Source organism: Pseudomonas sp. LBUM1651 (assembly GCF_059716135.1).
Window position 1 is genome coordinate 1,688,804 of sequence record NZ_CP166805.1, and the last position, 14,776, is coordinate 1,703,579.

Here is a 14,776-nt window from a genome sequence, read left to right on the forward strand (position 1 = left end):
GCATGTTCAACGGTAAATCGATTTTCATCTCAGGCGGCACCGGCTCGTTCGGTCGCAACTTCATCCGCCGCCTGCTGGAGCAATATCAGCCCAAGCGGGTGGTGGTGTTTTCGCGTGATGAGCTCAAGCAATACGAGATGCAGCAGACGTTCAACGCGCCGTGCATGCGTTACTTCCTGGGCGATGTGCGCGACGCCGAGCGTTTACGCCAAGCCATGCGCGGCATTGACTACGTCGTGCACGCCGCCGCCCTGAAGCAAGTGCCGGCTGCCGAGTACAACCCCACCGAATGCATTCGTACCAACGTCAACGGCGCGGAAAACATCATTGCCGCGGCCATCGATAATGGCGTGAAAAAAGTCGTCGCGCTGTCCACCGACAAAGCCGCCAGCCCGATCAACCTGTACGGCGCAACCAAGCTGCTGTCGGACAAGTTGTTCGTCGCCGCGAACAATATTGCCGGGGACCAGAACACCCGTTTTTCGGTGGTTCGTTACGGTAACGTGGCCGGCTCCCGGGGTTCGGTCGTGCCGTTCTTCAGCAAGCTGATTGCCGAGGGCGCGACAGAGCTGCCGATCACCGATGAGCGCATGACGCGCTTTTGGATCACCCTCGATCACGGTGTGCAGTTTGTGCTCGACAGCTTTGCCCGCATGCATGGCGGTGAAGTGTTCGTGCCGAAGATTCCGTCGATCCGCATCGTCGATCTGGCGGTGGGCATTGCCGGGCACTTGCCGCACAAGAACGTGGGCATTCGTCCGGGCGAAAAACTCCATGAGCTGATGGTGCCGCTGGACGATGCGCGCATGACCCTGGAGTTCGACGATCACTACACGATTCAACCGTCGATCCGCTTCACCAGCGTCGACGTGGATTTTGCCGTGGACAAACTGGGTGAACAGGGCCAACCGGTGAGCGAAGACTTCGAATATCGCTCCGACACCAACCCGCAGTTCCTGACGGTCGGGCAGATTGCTGATCTGCACGCGGAGCTGTCGGCATGATTCCTTACGGTCGCCAGAGTCTCGATCAGGCGGACATCGACGCGGTGGTCGCCGTGTTGCAGTCCGACTGGCTGACTCAAGGGCCGACCATCGAGCGATTCGAACAGGCCATGGCCGACCGTTGCCAGGCCGATTATGCGGTGGCGGTGTGTAACGCCACGGCGGCGTTGCACATCGCTTGCCTGGCGGCCGGGCTCGGGCCGGGTGATCGTTTGTGGACCACGCCCAATACCTTTCCGGCGTCGGCCAATTGCGGTCGTTATTGCGGTGCCGAGGTGGATTTCGTCGACATCGATCCGCTGACCTGGAACCTCGATGCTTACGCCCTGAAAGCCAAGCTGGAAGCGGCGGAGGACAACGGTACGCTGCCCAAAGTGCTGGTGGCGGTGGCGTTCTCCGGCCAGAGTTGCGACATGCGGATGATCGCCGAGCTGGCCGAGCGTTATGGTTTCACGGTCATTGAGGACGCCTCCCATGCGGTCGGCGCGTTCTACGCCGGTCGACCGGTGGGCTGCGGTGATTTCGCGGCAATGACGGTGTTCAGCTTTCATCCGGTGAAAATTATCACCAGCGCCGAAGGCGGCATGGTCCTGACCAATCGCCAGGACCTCGCCGAGCGCCTGCAACGCTTGCGCAGCCACGGCATGACTCGCGACCCGCAGCACATGACCGAACCCAGCCATGGTCCCTGGTATTACCAACAAGTCGAACTGGGCTTCAATTACCGCATCACCGACCTGCAAGCCGCCCTCGGGTTGTCGCAACTGAACAAACTGGATGGCTTCATCGAGCGCCGGCGTGAACTGGCGGCGCGTTATGACCGGTTGCTGGCGCATTTGCCGTTGACCTTGCCCAGCCCTCAGCCTGAGGCCGAGTCGGCGTGGCATCTGTATGTGGTGCGTTTGCAGCTTGATCGCATCAACCTCAACCATCGGCAGGTGTTTGAAGGGTTGCGGGCCGCCGGGGTCGGTGTGAATCTGCACTACATTCCGGTGCATTTGCAGCCGTACTATCGCGACCTGGGTTTCGCCGAGGGCGACTTTCCGCAAGCCGAGCGTTATTACGCCGAAGCCATCAGTTTGCCGATATTTCCTCTGCTGAGCGATGAACAACAAGACGATGTAATCGAGCAACTGCGACGGCTGGTACTTGAGGCGCAGTGACAGTTGAGCGGCGTTGCAATCATTGCGGCCCGAGGTGGCGGCAAACAAATCCTCAACATTTTTTTTGATAACCAATACAACTGGGGTGGCTTTGTGAGACGGCAGCACGCAGCACACGGGACAGGGGGGCGAAACGTTCGGCAACCCGTTTTGAGCATCGCCGGGCGTCGCATCGGTCCGGCCGAGCCTCCTTACATCGTCGCCGAGATGTCCGGGAACCACAACGGTGACATCAACCGTGCTTTTCGCATTATTGAAGCCGCCAAGCTGGCTGGCGCTGATGCGGTCAAGATTCAGACTTACCGCGCCGACACCATCACAATCGATCATTGCGGGGCGGAATTCATGGTTAACGGAGGTCTCTGGGATGGCCGCCGCCTCTATGAACTCTATGAAGAAGCACACACGCCCTGGGAGTGGCACGAAGCGATCTTCGAACACGCCCGCAAGATCGGGATTACGCTGTTTTCATCGCCCTTTGACGCCACGGCAGTGGATTTCCTCGAAAGCCTTGGAGCGCCCGCCTACAAGATCGCATCACCGGAGTTGATCGACCTGCCCCTCATTCGCAAAGTCGCTCGGACGGGCAAGCCCATCGTGATGTCCACTGGCATGGCGACACTTGAGGAAATCGGTGAAGCGATAGAAGCCGCGCGTGGGGCTGGGGCAACAGAGATTGTTGTACTTCACTGCACGGCAGCCTATCCAACTCCGCCTGAAGAGGCGAATCTGGCAACGATCGCCGAGATCGCTCAGCGTTTCGACGTAGTGGCCGGGCTTTCCGACCATACGCTCGGCACTGTGGTGTCTGCAATTGCAGTAGGGCTGGGGGCGTCTTTCATTGAAAAGCATTTCACCCTTGCTCGCGCAGAGGGTGGGGTCGATAGCGCCTTCTCGCTGGAGCCCGCAGAACTTGCCGAACTCGTGGCCACGGCGCGCATCGCCCATATGGCGATCGGCGCTCCGGCATTCGAGCCCACACGGTCTGAAGAGATTGTCCTGAAAAATCGCCGTTCACTCTATATCGTGGCTCCTGTCGCCAAGGGCGAGATGTTGACGGAGGCGAACGTGCGGTCTATCCGTCCCGGAAACGGGCTCAAACCCAAGTTTCTTGATGCCGTACTTGGGCGCAGGGCGACGCGCGAACTTGACTTTGGCGAGCCGCTTGACGCCTCGATGGTGGACGGAGGGATTGATACATGACAGGCACACCTACCGCAGTCGCCATCATTCCTGCCAGAGGTGGCAGTAAGAGACTCCCCCGAAAAAACATCCGCTCCTTTCGTGGTCGCCCCATGATGGCCTGGTCCATCGAAGCTGCACTCGCTTGCGGTGCCTTCGACACCGTAATGGTCAGCACCGATGACGCAGAGATTGCAGAAGCAGCGCGCGCCTTGGGTGCTGAAGTGCCATTCCTGCGATCGGCCGCCGCAGCGGATGATCACGCAACTACGTCGCAAGTTCTTCTCGAGGTGTTAGGTCGATACGCTGAGACGGGTGTGCATTTCGATCTCGCCTGCTGCCTCTACCCGACTGCGCCTTTCATGCGCCCCCAGGACCTCGCTGACGGACGCGCACAGCTTCTTGGAAGCCGGTTCGACGTGATCATGCCCGTCGCTGCTTTTTCTTATCCAATCTGGCGATCGCTTCAGCGTGAGGGCGATGGTCGTATTGCCCTGAACTTCCCTGAAAACCTCAACGCCAGGTCACAAGACCTTCCGATCGCCTATCACGATGCCGGACAGTGGTACTGGTTTCGCACTGAGGCGTTTCTGCGCGACCACGTGTTGATGGGGCCGAACACCGGCTCGATTGTTTTGCCTGCGATGCTGGTGCAAGACATTGATACCGAGGAAGACTGGGCGCTTGCCGAGTTGAAACATGAAAGGATGTTTTGATGAATGACCCGCGTCTACGCCGGCACGAGCTCGGTTTTCTAGAGGTTGTGGATCGCCCCAGGCCCGAGGCCTTGAGTGAATATTATGCGCAGACTTATTTTCAGAATGAGGCCAGTAATAGTTTTCGAAAATCCTACGCTATCGAGGAGCTTGAGGTTATAGAGCTTCGAATAGCGCAAAGGGCTGGCCAGGCTCGCACGCTCTTGAGTGATGATCAGCCCGGTAGCCTCCTTGACGTTGGCTGCGGTGAAGGCTTCGTACTCAAGTTCTTCGAGCAGATTGGATGGCAGGTCCAAGGTATCGACTACAGTCGCGCAGGCGTGCAACAGGTTAACCCGGCCTACGCTGACCATGTCGATCAGGGTGATGTCTTCGAATTACTCGAGGCCCGTATCGCGGCTAAAAAGCAATACGATCTGGTCTGGCTAGGCAACGTGCTGGAGCATGTTCTGGACCCTGTAAGCCTGCTGCAATCACTACGCCGTTTGGTGGCGCCGGACGGGCTGCTTGTTGTTACTGTTCCGAACGATGGCACTGCCTATCACGAGGAGCTGTATGCGGCGGGAGCGATACCTGATCGCTTCTGGATCGCCGTACCCGATCATATGTCGTACTTCACCGCCGACAGCCTGCGCCGAACGGCTGAGGCAACGGAGTGGGATTGTCTTGCGATTCAGGGCGATTTTCCGATCGACCTTTTTCTTGCACATGAAGGATCGAACTACGTTGCCGATCGTTCTCAGGGGACGGCAGCCCACCGGGCCCGGTTAATGCTCGAACGGCTGATTGGACAGGCAGGTATCGAAGCGTCTAACCGCTTCTACGCTGCGCTGGTAGATGTGGGGTTCGGTCGCAATCTGACCGCGTTTTTTAGACCGAAACCCTAAGGAGTCAATACATGACAGACAAAACCATACGTACACTCGTCGGCTCGACACAGACCGAGACTGACCGCAAACAGATGCTTGTCGAGCGGCTTCGCGCCTCCCGGATACCCGACCGTGAGCTATTGGACAATATCGGCCTGTATCTCACGCGACAGACGCTGTCGCGGATCAACTTTATGCAGAAAATCTACGAGATGATCGTGCCCGTTCACGGCGTGATCATGGAGTTTGGCGTGCGTTGGGGGCAGAACATGGCATTGTTCTCAACGTTAAGGGGTATACACGAACCCTTCAATTACAACCGCAAGATCATCGGTTTCGATACCTTTGATGGTTTTCCTTCGGTTGCGCCTCAAGATGGGGGAGGCGTACAGGCGGGTGACTATGGGGTTGTAGAGAACTGGCAGGAGGAGCTCGAAGAGATCCTGGATTTCCACGCGCAAAACGCGCCAATTCCCCACAAAAAAAAGCACGAATTGGTCAAGGGGGATGCCACGATGACTCTGCCTGGGTATCTGGAAGCACATCCCGAAACCATCGTGGCGCTGGCCTATTTTGACTTCGATATATACAAGCCGACTCACGACTGTCTCGAGGCGATCTTGCCGTATCTGACAAAGGGCAGCATTCTGGCTTTCGACGAACTCAATACACCGGAGTTTCCGGGTGAAACCATCGCAGTGCGTGAAGTTCTAGGGTTGTCTCGTTACGCAATAAGGCGCGATCCATCTAACCCGCTCACCTCTTATTTGGTGGTCGAATGAGTACAGAAGCCGTTCGATACCTGGTGATGCCGAACCTGCACCTGTCGGACGGGGTGCTTGATGTACGAGCTGTGCAGCCGGCCGACATCGAAGCGATACGGCAATGGCGAAATGCCCAGATGGACGTGCTGCGTCAAACTGCTCCGATATCACCTGAAGAGCAGGAGCGTTATTTCGCTGAGCATGTCTGGTCACAGATCGCGAGCTCAGAGCCTTCGCAGATTTTGCTCGCGTTGGAAAGCGCCGGTGTTTTGATCGGCTATGGCGGATTGGTGCACATTTCCTGGCCAAACCGCAGGGCTGAGGTTTCGTTTTTGCTCACCCCTGATCTGGAAAAAAAATCAGACGAGCTCATCGCCATTTTTTCTCGTTTCCTGGGCTTGATGAAACAATTGGCCTTTGAAGATCTCGGGCTGCGGCGCCTCTGCACCGAAACGTTCGCGCACCGCACCCGCCACATCGAGACTCTTGAGGCTTCGGGTTTTCGCTGTGAGGGACGCTTGCGTGAGCACGTGCTGATTGACGGTAAGCCCACGGACTCGTTTGCCCACGGTTTGCTTGCCACAGAATGGAAAAATGGTCATTGAACGACGGTCAGATTCACCTAAAAGGCAGTCAGGGAAGGGGGGCTCACAATGTGCTCGTCACCTCCGCCTCGCGTAAGGCACCTTTGGTGCGCGCCATGCAGCAAGCAGCCAGGCGGATACATCCCGACGCTCGCGTGATTGCTGGCGATCTCGATCCTGAGGCGCCAGCTCGCTATGTTGCTGACGGGTTCTGGCAAATGCCGTACATCACGGACGCTGAGCTGCCTGCGCTGATCAAAGGATGTCACGAACGCGGGATCGCGGTGGTTTTTCCAACTCGCGATGGAGAGTTGCTTTTTTGGGCGCGCCACAGCGCAACGCTATCTGAAGCGGGAATCTCAGTAGTAGTCTCTAGCCCCGAGGCCGTCGAACGCTGCCTCGATAAGCTCGCTTTTGCTCACTTCTGCAGCGAGATCGGGCTCTCGGTCATTAATGCCGATACGACACCTGAAGCCATCGGTGTCGGGCCTTATGTGGTGAAAGAGCGTTATGGTTCCGGTGCTCGGGCTATTGGGCTTGATTTGTCACTCGATGCCGCTCGCAATCACGCGAAGATGCTGGTGGCACCGATCTACCAGCCATTCGTGCCGGGGCCGGAGATCAGCATCGACGGCTGGATTGATCGCAATGGCGTGGTTGTGGGAGTACTGCTGCGCAGGCGCGACCGTGTGATCGCTGGCGAGTCGCAGATTACTACCACTTTCCGCAGTGAAGCGCTTGAGCGTGAAGCTGTTCGCGCACTGGAGACGTTAGGCCTGCGTGGTCCAGTGGTGATGCAAGCGATAGTCATTAACGACGCCATGCACATCATTGAATGCAATCCCCGTTTTGGCGGTGCCTCCACAACAGCCATTGCTGCAGGACTTGACGTGCTTTACTGGAGCCTTATTGAGGCTTTCGGGTATGGTCCGCCACCTGTTTTCAACCGTATTGCAGGTGAGGTGAGACAGATTCGTCTACCCGTTGATCTGGTGCTGCATGATCCTGATCTTTGACCTTGACGATACGCTCTATGACGAGACCAGCTTCGTCACAAGCGGGCTCGGCGCAGTTGCCCGTCACGGCCAGAACGCCTTCAGATGGGACGCTGAGAGTTCGCTGGCTTTCATGCTTGACGTGCTTGAGCGCGAGGGGCGAGGGCGGGTTTTTGACCGATGGCTTGAATGGCACGGGCAGTGGTCGAAGGCGCGAGTGGCCGAGTGCGTGAAAATTTATCGGCATCATCGCCCGAGTCTCGAATTGTTTCCTGCTGCCAGAGTCCTGCTCGATCGATTCCGCGGGCGAGTGCCTCTCTATCTCGTCACCGACGGGCACAAGATCGTGCAGAAGAACAAAGTCGATGCACTGGGTCTGTTTCCAGTGTTTCGACGAGTCCTTATCACGCATCGTTTTGGCATCCACCATGCGAAGCCCTCCATTCACTGCTTCGAGCTTATTCGTCAAGCGGAAGGCTGTAGCTGGGCCGACATGGTTTACGTTGGCGACAACCCGTCCAAGGATTTCGTTAACCTCAACCCTCTGGGTGCATTGACTGTCCGGGTGCATACAGGCGGGCATCGCGACGTCGTGGCTCTGCCCGGCCACAATGCGCAAATATCCATCCCTGATCTTGAAGCGCTACCTCAGATACTTGCCGCACGCTTCTAGGTGTGGCCAGTCTGCGGGCGATCTGTACTGGCCTGGACAATGGTCCCAAGCACGCGGACCCGTCTAGGCCGGTGCACCCCGCCAGGTCATCAAGCGTGGAACACTGCTGGATTGGTCATTGGTCGAATGACTCCTCGTCGACCTGATTCGGCAAAAAGAGTGACCTGCGAGTCAGAACGCGCATCTTCACTGTATTGTATAAATCGGGAAGGTGGCGCCTGGTCTCTGTTTTTAGCCAGTGATAGCCTTTTATTCTTCTTGCTGTCGCCTCTTCGAGGTGACGTTTTTCTCCGTTTGTCGGCGCCCCTCGATTCCTTGCGAGCGGTGGTTTTGGGCTGTTTATTATTGGGAAGTCGTAATGATTGGCATAAAAAGCATTGCGAGCTACGTTCCTGTAGCCGGCGTGGACAATTACGCGCAAGGTGCAAAATTCGAAAAGGATGAGGAATTCATCCTGGGCAAGATCGGTTCTGCTTTCCTGCCGCGCAAAGACGCCGGGCAGGAAACTTCGGACCTGTGTGTCGAAGCAGTCAACGCTCTGTTCGCCAATAATCCCAATCTGAAACGTGAATCTATCGACGTGCTGATCGTCGTCACGCAGAACGGCGACGAAGAAGGCCTGCCCCATACCGCAGCGATCGTTCAGGACAAACTGGGCCTGCCGACCACCGTTGCCGCATTCGATATCTCCCTGGGCTGTTCTGGCTACGTCTACGGCATCTATGCGATCAAAGGTTTCATGGAAGCCGCGGGCCTGAAGAATGGCCTGCTGGTGACGGCTGATCCGTACTCGAAGATCGTCGACCCGGAAGATCGCAACACCACCATGCTCTTCGGCGACGCTGCCACCGCCACCTGGATGGGCGAAGACGCACCATGGCAGTTGGGCAAGGCCAAGTTCGGCACCGACGGTTCCGGCGCGCCGCACCTGAAGGTGACCGATGGCGTGTTCTTCATGAACGGCCGTCAGGTCTTCAACTTCGCGCTGCTCAAGGTTCCGGCGCATTTGCATGAACTGCTGGCCGACTCGCAACTGACGGCTGACGATATCGATGCCTTTTGCATCCATCAGGGCAGCGCAGCGATCGTCGATGCCGTGGCTCGACGTTTCGAGGGCGAGCCCGAGAAGTTCATCAAGGACATGGTCGAGACCGGCAATACCGTGTCGTCGAGTATTCCGTTGCTGCTGGAAAAACACGTCCTGGACTCGAGCTGGAAGCGCGTTGCATTGAGCGGTTTTGGCGTGGGATTGTCCTGGGGATCGGCGATCATTTATCGTCCTTGAGCTGACTTTTTTGGCATAAAAAATAGCGTTCAGGGTGTAACCTTGAACGCTATTTTTTTTATGGCGAGCGAGGCGATATGAGCGACAGCTTTGACCACAATGCTCCGGTGATAGAGCGACGCTGGCCGGTGCTGTTTGCACGGTTGATCACCGAAGAAAGCATGGAAGATCAGCCTGAGCTGGTAGAAGGTTTGGGCTCGACCCTGAGCATTGCCGGTATTCAGCTCACCAGTCGCCATGACCGTACGCGTGAAGCACGACTGCAGGCCGCCAGCCTTCCCCCGGCCAGCCCTGTGGTGCATGTCTACGGCACGGGGCTGGGTGACTTGCCGGCCGTGCTGCTTGAAAGCACCGATCTTCAGCGTTTGTACGTGCATATCCTCAATGGTGCGATTTTCCTGTTGACGCTGCAGTTGCTCGATCAGCGGCAGTGGCTCAGTGATCCGCGGGTCGAGTTGAGGTATGCCGGTGATTCACTGGACATCCACCTGCCGTTTTTTGCGTTGCCCTCCGAGATGCTGCTGGCCGATGATTTCAATGCCAAGATTCGCGATCGGCTGATCAGCGAAGTGCACCTTGCCTTCAATAATCGCGAGTTCGACCCGCAGTCCCTGGAGATTGTTCAGCGGCTGGAAGAGAGTGTCGAACTCGTCAGCCAGGATGCCGATGTCGCCGAGTTGTTTGCGACGTGCCAGGGTCGGGAAGTGTACGTGATTGCCACGGGGCCGAGCCTGGAGCAGCATTTCGAGCAGCTTCGAGTGGTGCGCGCGCAGGCACAGCGGCCCTTGTTCATCAGCGTCGATACCGCCTATCGACCCCTGCGCGAGCACGGCATCAGTCCGGACCTGGTGGTCAGTATCGACCAACGCATCAGCTTCAGGCATTTGCCGCCCGAAGACACGGCCGACATCCCTCTGGTCTATCTGCCGCTGAGCGACCCTCAGGTCTTGACCGCGTGGCAAGGGGCCCGTTACGTCGGCTATTCCGCCAGTCCGGTCTATGCCGCTATCCGCCAGCAGATCAGCAAGGCTGAACTGTATGTCGGCGGCAGTGTGATCCATCCAGCCGTGGATCTGGCCGTGAAGATGGGCGCGGACCGCATTACGCTGTTCGGTGCCGACTTCGCATTCCCCATGAACAAAACCCATGCCGGCTGGAATGATGGCGAGCTGGGGCCAGGGGTGAGCCAGGCCAAGCACTGGGTGCTCGACGGGCATGGGCAGCGCGTGCGCACGCAGTTGAATTTTCGCAGTTACCTGTGTGAGTTGGAGCGCTACATAGCCGGGCATCCGCAGGTGCGCTTTTTTAACAGCAGTCGGGCAGGCGCGATGATTGTCGGTACGACGTTCAATCAGGAGTTCGTGCAGTGAGTGGATTTGCACAATGCATCAGTGATTGCCGTCAGTGCGCCGGGCTGTTTCGTCTCGGGCGTGATGTCGAGGCGGCGCTGACGATGGTCGACCTCTTTGAAAAGTCGCAAGACCTGTTCAGTCAAACACCTCCAGCGATCCAGCAGCAGTGGGCGCAATTGCTCATGTCAATGTTCGCGGCTCAAGAGGCACAGGACTGGCTGGGGCTGGCTGATTCGATGGAGTATGAATTGATCGATTTGCTGGAAGCGGCCCAGGCTCACCTCTGAGCGATATTTTGCCGGCCAGCGCGATCCTCTCGTGTCCCTGTTGCCGGCAACTCTCTGGCGTCATTTTTCTCTCGTGGGTCTCGTGAAAGCCTTTGTTTTCGGGGGGGTGGCAGTGTGATGGCAAATTTTTTCAAAAAAGCCCTCAAGCAACCTGCAATCGCGACGATAACTACTACGAAGGTTCTCTAGGCCATACCCGGCGGTTGCCAGGGCCGGAAGCCGCAGCACCCAACCAACGAGGAACTCATCATGTCTTTAGGCGTAAACACTAACGTTACTTCCCTGAACGTCCAGAAGAACCTGGGCCGTGCATCGGACGCTCTGTCTACTTCCATGACTCGCCTGTCTTCCGGCCTGAAAATCAACAGCGCAAAAGACGACGCTGCCGGCCTGCAGATCGCTACCCGCATGAGCAGCCAGATCCGCGGCCAGACCGTAGCGATCAAAAACGCCAACGACGGTATCTCGATGGCTCAGACCGCTGAAGGCGCTCTGCAAGAAACCACCAACATTCTGCAACGTATGCGTGAACTGGCTGTACAAGCACGTAACGGCACCAACGGCACTGCTGACCGTACCGCGACCAACGCTGAATTCACCCAGATGTCGGACGAACTGACTCGTATCGCGAGCAGCACCAACCTGAACGGTAAATTCCTGCTGGACGGTACCGCCGGCTCGATGACTCTGCAAGTAGGTGCCAATACTGGTGCTTCCAACCAGATCACCCTGACCCTGAGCAGCAAGTTCGACGCCGTCAACCTGTCCGTAGGTAGCGGTACTGTTGTTTTGACTGGTGCTACCAGTGCTACCGCAGCTACGAACATCGACGGTGCAATCACCGCAATCGACGCCGCTATCGCTACGGTAACTGCCAACCGTGCAAACCTCGGTGCTGCGCAAAACCGTCTGACCAGCACCATCTCCAACCTGCAGAACGTCAACGAGAACGCCACCGCTGCAATGGGTCGCGTACAAGACACCGACTTCGCAGCAGAAACTTCCGAGCTGACCAAGCAACAAACCCTGCAACAGGCTTCCACCGCTGTTCTGGCTCAAGCCAACCAGCTGCCTTCCGCTGTACTGAAACTGCTTCAGTAATTTCGGAATGAGTTTTGGCGGGGGGGCGCGCTGGTCGTGCTCTCTCGCTTTTTTGCTTTAGAAGGTGATGGATATGGATATGGACATGAGCGTTAAGCTGAATTTGTCTTACCCGGCCGCCCCTGCCACGGCTGCCGATAAACCGGCTACTGTGTCTCGCAGCGACAACGATACCGTTCAACCTGTGGCTGAAAGCAAAAGCTCAGACCCGAGCAAGTTGAAGCAGGCCGTGCAAGAGATCGAAAAATTCGTACAGTCGGTCAAGCGCAATCTGGAATTCTCTATCGACGAGGCTTCCGGCAAAGTGGTTGTGAAAGTGATTGCCAGTGAATCGGGTTTGTTGGTGCGGCAGATCCCTTCCGAAGAAGTCCTGAAACTGGCGGAAAGTTTGAATACGGCCAGCAACGTGCTGTTCGACGCGAAAGCCTGAGAAATGGCATGAATCGTGTTTGTACGTTGAGTTGACGGCGCATTCGGTCAAAAGACCGGCGACAGACAGAAAGGGAGATGCACATGGCAAGTCCAATTACACCGGGTACAGGTCTTGGTTCCGGTCTGGATATCGGTTCGATCGTGACAGCGCTGGTCAACAGCGACAAGTCGGCCAAGCAGAACCAGATCACCACCCAGACCAAGCTCAATACGTCGAAGATATCGGGTGTGGGCTCGCTCAAAAGTGCCCTGGCCGCCTATCAGGCAGCGATGACCAAGCTCAATAGCGGCACCGCCCCTGCGTTTGCCGGTTTTGCGGCGACTTCGTCAACTGCGGCAACCTTGACGGCGACCTCTGACAACACAGCCGTCAACGGCACGTACAACATCAAGGTCAACAACCTGGCTACCGGTTCGAAAGTGGCTAGTGCTTCTTTTGCGGGCGGTGCTACCAGTGCCATTCCGAGTGGTATTTTGAAAATCAGTCAAAATGGCACTGACTACAACGTTAATATTCCGACGAGTGCAACGTTGCAGTCCACTCGTGACGCGATCAACTCCACCCTGAGTGCTCAAGGCATCTCGGCCAACATCGTCACTGACAGCTCCGGCTCACGCTTGGTGATCGGGTCGACGACGACGGGCAAGGGCACGGACCTGAAGGTCGGCGGTATTCCCGGTCTGGTAATCAACGGCAGTCAAGTGATGGGCACCATCCCTGATCCGAATGACGCGAGCCAAACCATTCCTGATCCAAACAGTGCTGGTACGATTGGCGCGCTGGCTGCTGATGCGAGCCTGACGATTGATGGTCTGGCAGTGACCAGCAAAACCAACACGGTCAATGGTGCTGTGAGCGGCCTGAGCATGACGCTGGTGGCGCCGGGCAGCTCGACAGTGACCGTGGCGACCAACACCACCGGGTTGCAGACTTCGTTGCAGTCCTTCGTCGACGCCTATAACACATTGGTGAAGACGGTCACCTCGCTGACCCAGGCCACCGCCGATAGCAATGGCGACCTGACGGTCTCTGCTCCAATGACCGGTGACTCCATGCCTCGTTCGCTGCTGGCTGATATCCGCAAGGAGCTGGTCACTCCAGGTCCGGGTGGGCAGCTCTCGGTACTGGCGCAACTGGGTATCACGACTGACCAGAAAGCCGGTACGCTGAATTTTGACGCCACAAAGTTCAATGCGGCGATGACCACCAAGTCGTTGGGCAGTCAGATTCAAACACTGTTTACCGGTACCGACAGCAAGAATGGTCTGCTGGCCCGAATGAGTGCGGCGATCAGCCCTTATTCGCAGACCGGCGGCATCCTGGATCAGCGCTCCACCAGCCTGAACAAGCAGAAAAGCGACCTGAGTACCCAGCAGGTGGCGCTGGATCTGCGTGTCACCACGCTGACGGCGACGTTGACCGCCAAGTACAACGCCATGGACCTGTTGGTTGGGAAAATGAAGGCGACGGCGACTAACATCTCCTCGTTCTTCAATAGCCTGGATGCGCAACAACGCAGCTAAGCAGCTATGACGTGACAGAAAAAAAACCGGCTGTATTTTACCGCGGCGGGTTTTTGTCTTTTGATTTAAAGTTTTTTGGCTCGCAGACGATATATTGGTTAAGCGAGCCCATGAGTTGTGATGAGGTAGAAACATGAATCCGATGTCAGCCCTTCGGCAATATCAAAAAGTTGGAGCGCAAGCCCAAGTCTCCGAAGCCAGTCCGCACCGTTTGGTGCAGATGCTGATGGAGGGTGGGCTGGATCGTATTGCTCAGGCAAAAGGCGCCATGGAGCGCAAGGATATTCCGGGTAAAGGTGTATTGATCAGCAAGGCCATCGGTATCATTGGCGGCTTGCGTGAGGGCCTGGATCTTGAGAACAAGGCTGACGAAGTGGGGAGGCTGGATAACCTCTATGTCTACATGATGAAGCGTCTGGCTGAAGCCAACATCAAGACCGACCCAACTATTCTCGACGAAGTCGCTGGTTTGCTTCGCACCGTCAAAGAAGGTTGGGATGCCATCGCCGCGCCAGGTCCGCAGTTTTAAGGAGATCACCATGTGTCTTGTATTGCAGCGAATCGAGCAGACCCGCGAAGCGTTGGTCGGGGCATTGGCCGAGCGCAATTGGGAAGCCATTGGTGCATTGGACCTGGATTGCCGTTCCTGCATGGAAGACGTTTTGAGTGAGGCGATTCTGGACGAGGCCGCGTTGCGCGATAATCTTGAGGAGTTGCTGGGGGTGTACAAGCAGCTACTTGAGGCGGCAACAGGAGAAAGGCAGGCGATAGTCGACGAGATGTCGCAGATCCATCAAGCACAGAACGCGGCAAAGGTTTACCATCTGTTTGGTTAATCCTCTGTT

Annotated in this window: 17 protein-coding genes; all 17 read left to right on the forward strand. The window is 56.9% G+C overall.

Going from position 1 to position 14,776, the window contains the following annotated elements; all coding sequences use genetic code 11:
* Positions 1-2 precede the first annotated feature (2 nt).
* The 17 genes from pseB (at position 3) to fliT (ending at position 14,767) form a co-directional block, all read left to right on the forward strand.
* Positions 3-1,004 (forward strand): UDP-N-acetylglucosamine 4,6-dehydratase (inverting), encoded by a 1,002-nt coding sequence (pseB, locus tag ACA066_RS07775; protein WP_497698750.1) that lies wholly within the window; start codon positions 3-5, stop codon positions 1,002-1,004.
* Positions 1,001-2,167: a UDP-4-amino-4,6-dideoxy-N-acetyl-beta-L-altrosamine transaminase gene (pseC, locus tag ACA066_RS07780; RefSeq protein WP_497698751.1), complete on the forward strand. Its 1,167-nt coding sequence runs from the start codon at positions 1,001-1,003 to the stop codon at positions 2,165-2,167. Before pseB ends, pseC begins: the two co-directional genes overlap by 4 nt.
* A gap of 93 nt (positions 2,168-2,260) precedes the next feature.
* Entirely contained in the window at positions 2,261-3,370 is a 1,110-nt protein-coding gene (gene pseI, locus ACA066_RS07785) for a pseudaminic acid synthase (protein ID WP_497699825.1), read from the forward strand.
* Positions 3,367-4,065, forward strand: a complete 699-nt coding sequence (gene pseF / locus ACA066_RS07790) for a pseudaminic acid cytidylyltransferase (RefSeq protein WP_497698752.1) — start codon at positions 3,367-3,369, stop codon at positions 4,063-4,065. Before pseI ends, pseF begins: the two co-directional genes overlap by 4 nt.
* Positions 4,065-4,952 carry a class I SAM-dependent methyltransferase gene (locus ACA066_RS07795; protein WP_497698753.1) on the forward strand — a complete coding sequence of 296 codons (888 nt, stop codon included), beginning with the start codon at positions 4,065-4,067 and terminating at the stop codon, positions 4,950-4,952. Before pseF ends, ACA066_RS07795 begins: the two co-directional genes overlap by 1 nt.
* An 11-nt stretch (positions 4,953-4,963) precedes the next feature.
* The gene (locus ACA066_RS07800) at positions 4,964-5,716 is read left to right on the forward strand and encodes a crotonobetainyl-CoA--carnitine CoA-transferase (RefSeq protein WP_497698754.1); all 753 of its coding nucleotides are present in this window, start codon (positions 4,964-4,966) and stop codon (positions 5,714-5,716) included.
* Complete coding sequence (locus tag ACA066_RS07805) at positions 5,713-6,303, forward strand: GNAT family N-acetyltransferase (protein ID WP_497698755.1); 591 nt, start codon at positions 5,713-5,715, stop codon at positions 6,301-6,303. The genes ACA066_RS07800 and ACA066_RS07805 overlap by 4 nt, the downstream gene beginning before the upstream one ends.
* On the forward strand, positions 6,300-7,298 hold the full coding sequence (locus tag ACA066_RS07810) for an ATP-grasp domain-containing protein (RefSeq protein ID WP_497698756.1): 999 nt from the start codon (positions 6,300-6,302) through the stop codon (positions 7,296-7,298). Before ACA066_RS07805 ends, ACA066_RS07810 begins: the two co-directional genes overlap by 4 nt.
* Positions 7,282-7,950: an HAD family hydrolase gene (locus ACA066_RS07815; protein ID WP_497698757.1), complete on the forward strand. Its 669-nt coding sequence runs from the start codon at positions 7,282-7,284 to the stop codon at positions 7,948-7,950. Before ACA066_RS07810 ends, ACA066_RS07815 begins: the two co-directional genes overlap by 17 nt.
* 358 nt (positions 7,951-8,308) lie before the next feature.
* On the forward strand, positions 8,309-9,235 hold the full coding sequence (locus ACA066_RS07820; protein ID WP_497698758.1) for a ketoacyl-ACP synthase III: 927 nt from the start codon (positions 8,309-8,311) through the stop codon (positions 9,233-9,235).
* A 77-nt stretch (positions 9,236-9,312) separates the two neighbouring features.
* Complete coding sequence (locus tag ACA066_RS07825) at positions 9,313-10,605, forward strand: motility associated factor glycosyltransferase family protein (protein WP_497698759.1); 1,293 nt, start codon at positions 9,313-9,315, stop codon at positions 10,603-10,605.
* Positions 10,602-10,874 (forward strand): hypothetical protein, encoded by a 273-nt coding sequence (locus ACA066_RS07830; protein ID WP_497698760.1) that lies wholly within the window; start codon positions 10,602-10,604, stop codon positions 10,872-10,874. The genes ACA066_RS07825 and ACA066_RS07830 overlap by 4 nt, the downstream gene beginning before the upstream one ends.
* A gap of 249 nt (positions 10,875-11,123) precedes the next feature.
* Positions 11,124-11,975 carry a flagellin domain-containing protein gene (locus ACA066_RS07835; RefSeq protein ID WP_497698761.1) on the forward strand — a complete coding sequence of 284 codons (852 nt, stop codon included), beginning with the start codon at positions 11,124-11,126 and terminating at the stop codon, positions 11,973-11,975.
* 79 nt (positions 11,976-12,054) lie between these two features.
* Entirely contained in the window at positions 12,055-12,405 is a 351-nt protein-coding gene (locus ACA066_RS07840) for a flagellar protein FlaG (protein WP_497698762.1), read from the forward strand.
* 83 nt (positions 12,406-12,488) lie between these two features.
* Positions 12,489-13,931, forward strand: coding sequence for a flagellar filament capping protein FliD (gene fliD, locus ACA066_RS07845; protein WP_497698763.1), 1,443 nt, complete (start codon positions 12,489-12,491; stop codon positions 13,929-13,931).
* Between the two features lie 133 nt (positions 13,932-14,064).
* Positions 14,065-14,460, forward strand: coding sequence for a flagellar export chaperone FliS (gene fliS / locus ACA066_RS07850; protein ID WP_497698764.1), 396 nt, complete (start codon positions 14,065-14,067; stop codon positions 14,458-14,460).
* A 10-nt stretch (positions 14,461-14,470) separates the two neighbouring features.
* Positions 14,471-14,767, forward strand: coding sequence for a flagellar protein FliT (gene fliT / locus ACA066_RS07855; protein ID WP_497698765.1), 297 nt, complete (start codon positions 14,471-14,473; stop codon positions 14,765-14,767).
* The last annotated feature ends 9 nt before the right edge of the window (positions 14,768-14,776 follow it).

Coding starts and splice junctions, on each gene's coding strand:
- pseB (WP_497698750.1), top strand. CDS start 3: ATGTTCAACGGTAAATCGATTTTCATCTCAGGCGGCACCGGCTCGTTC.
- ACA066_RS07815 (WP_497698757.1), top strand. CDS start 7,282: ATGATCCTGATCTTTGACCTTGACGATACGCTCTATGACGAGACCAGC.
- fliS (WP_497698764.1), top strand. CDS start 14,065: ATGAATCCGATGTCAGCCCTTCGGCAATATCAAAAAGTTGGAGCGCAA.
- ACA066_RS07805 (WP_497698755.1), top strand. CDS start 5,713: ATGAGTACAGAAGCCGTTCGATACCTGGTGATGCCGAACCTGCACCTG.
- pseF (WP_497698752.1), top strand. CDS start 3,367: ATGACAGGCACACCTACCGCAGTCGCCATCATTCCTGCCAGAGGTGGC.
- fliT (WP_497698765.1), top strand. CDS start 14,471: ATGTGTCTTGTATTGCAGCGAATCGAGCAGACCCGCGAAGCGTTGGTC.
- ACA066_RS07795 (WP_497698753.1), top strand. CDS start 4,065: ATGAATGACCCGCGTCTACGCCGGCACGAGCTCGGTTTTCTAGAGGTT.
- ACA066_RS07840 (WP_497698762.1), top strand. CDS start 12,055: ATGGACATGAGCGTTAAGCTGAATTTGTCTTACCCGGCCGCCCCTGCC.
- fliD (WP_497698763.1), top strand. CDS start 12,489: ATGGCAAGTCCAATTACACCGGGTACAGGTCTTGGTTCCGGTCTGGAT.
- pseC (WP_497698751.1), top strand. CDS start 1,001: ATGATTCCTTACGGTCGCCAGAGTCTCGATCAGGCGGACATCGACGCG.
- ACA066_RS07800 (WP_497698754.1), top strand. CDS start 4,964: ATGACAGACAAAACCATACGTACACTCGTCGGCTCGACACAGACCGAG.
- ACA066_RS07825 (WP_497698759.1), top strand. CDS start 9,313: ATGAGCGACAGCTTTGACCACAATGCTCCGGTGATAGAGCGACGCTGG.
- ACA066_RS07820 (WP_497698758.1), top strand. CDS start 8,309: ATGATTGGCATAAAAAGCATTGCGAGCTACGTTCCTGTAGCCGGCGTG.
- ACA066_RS07835 (WP_497698761.1), top strand. CDS start 11,124: ATGTCTTTAGGCGTAAACACTAACGTTACTTCCCTGAACGTCCAGAAG.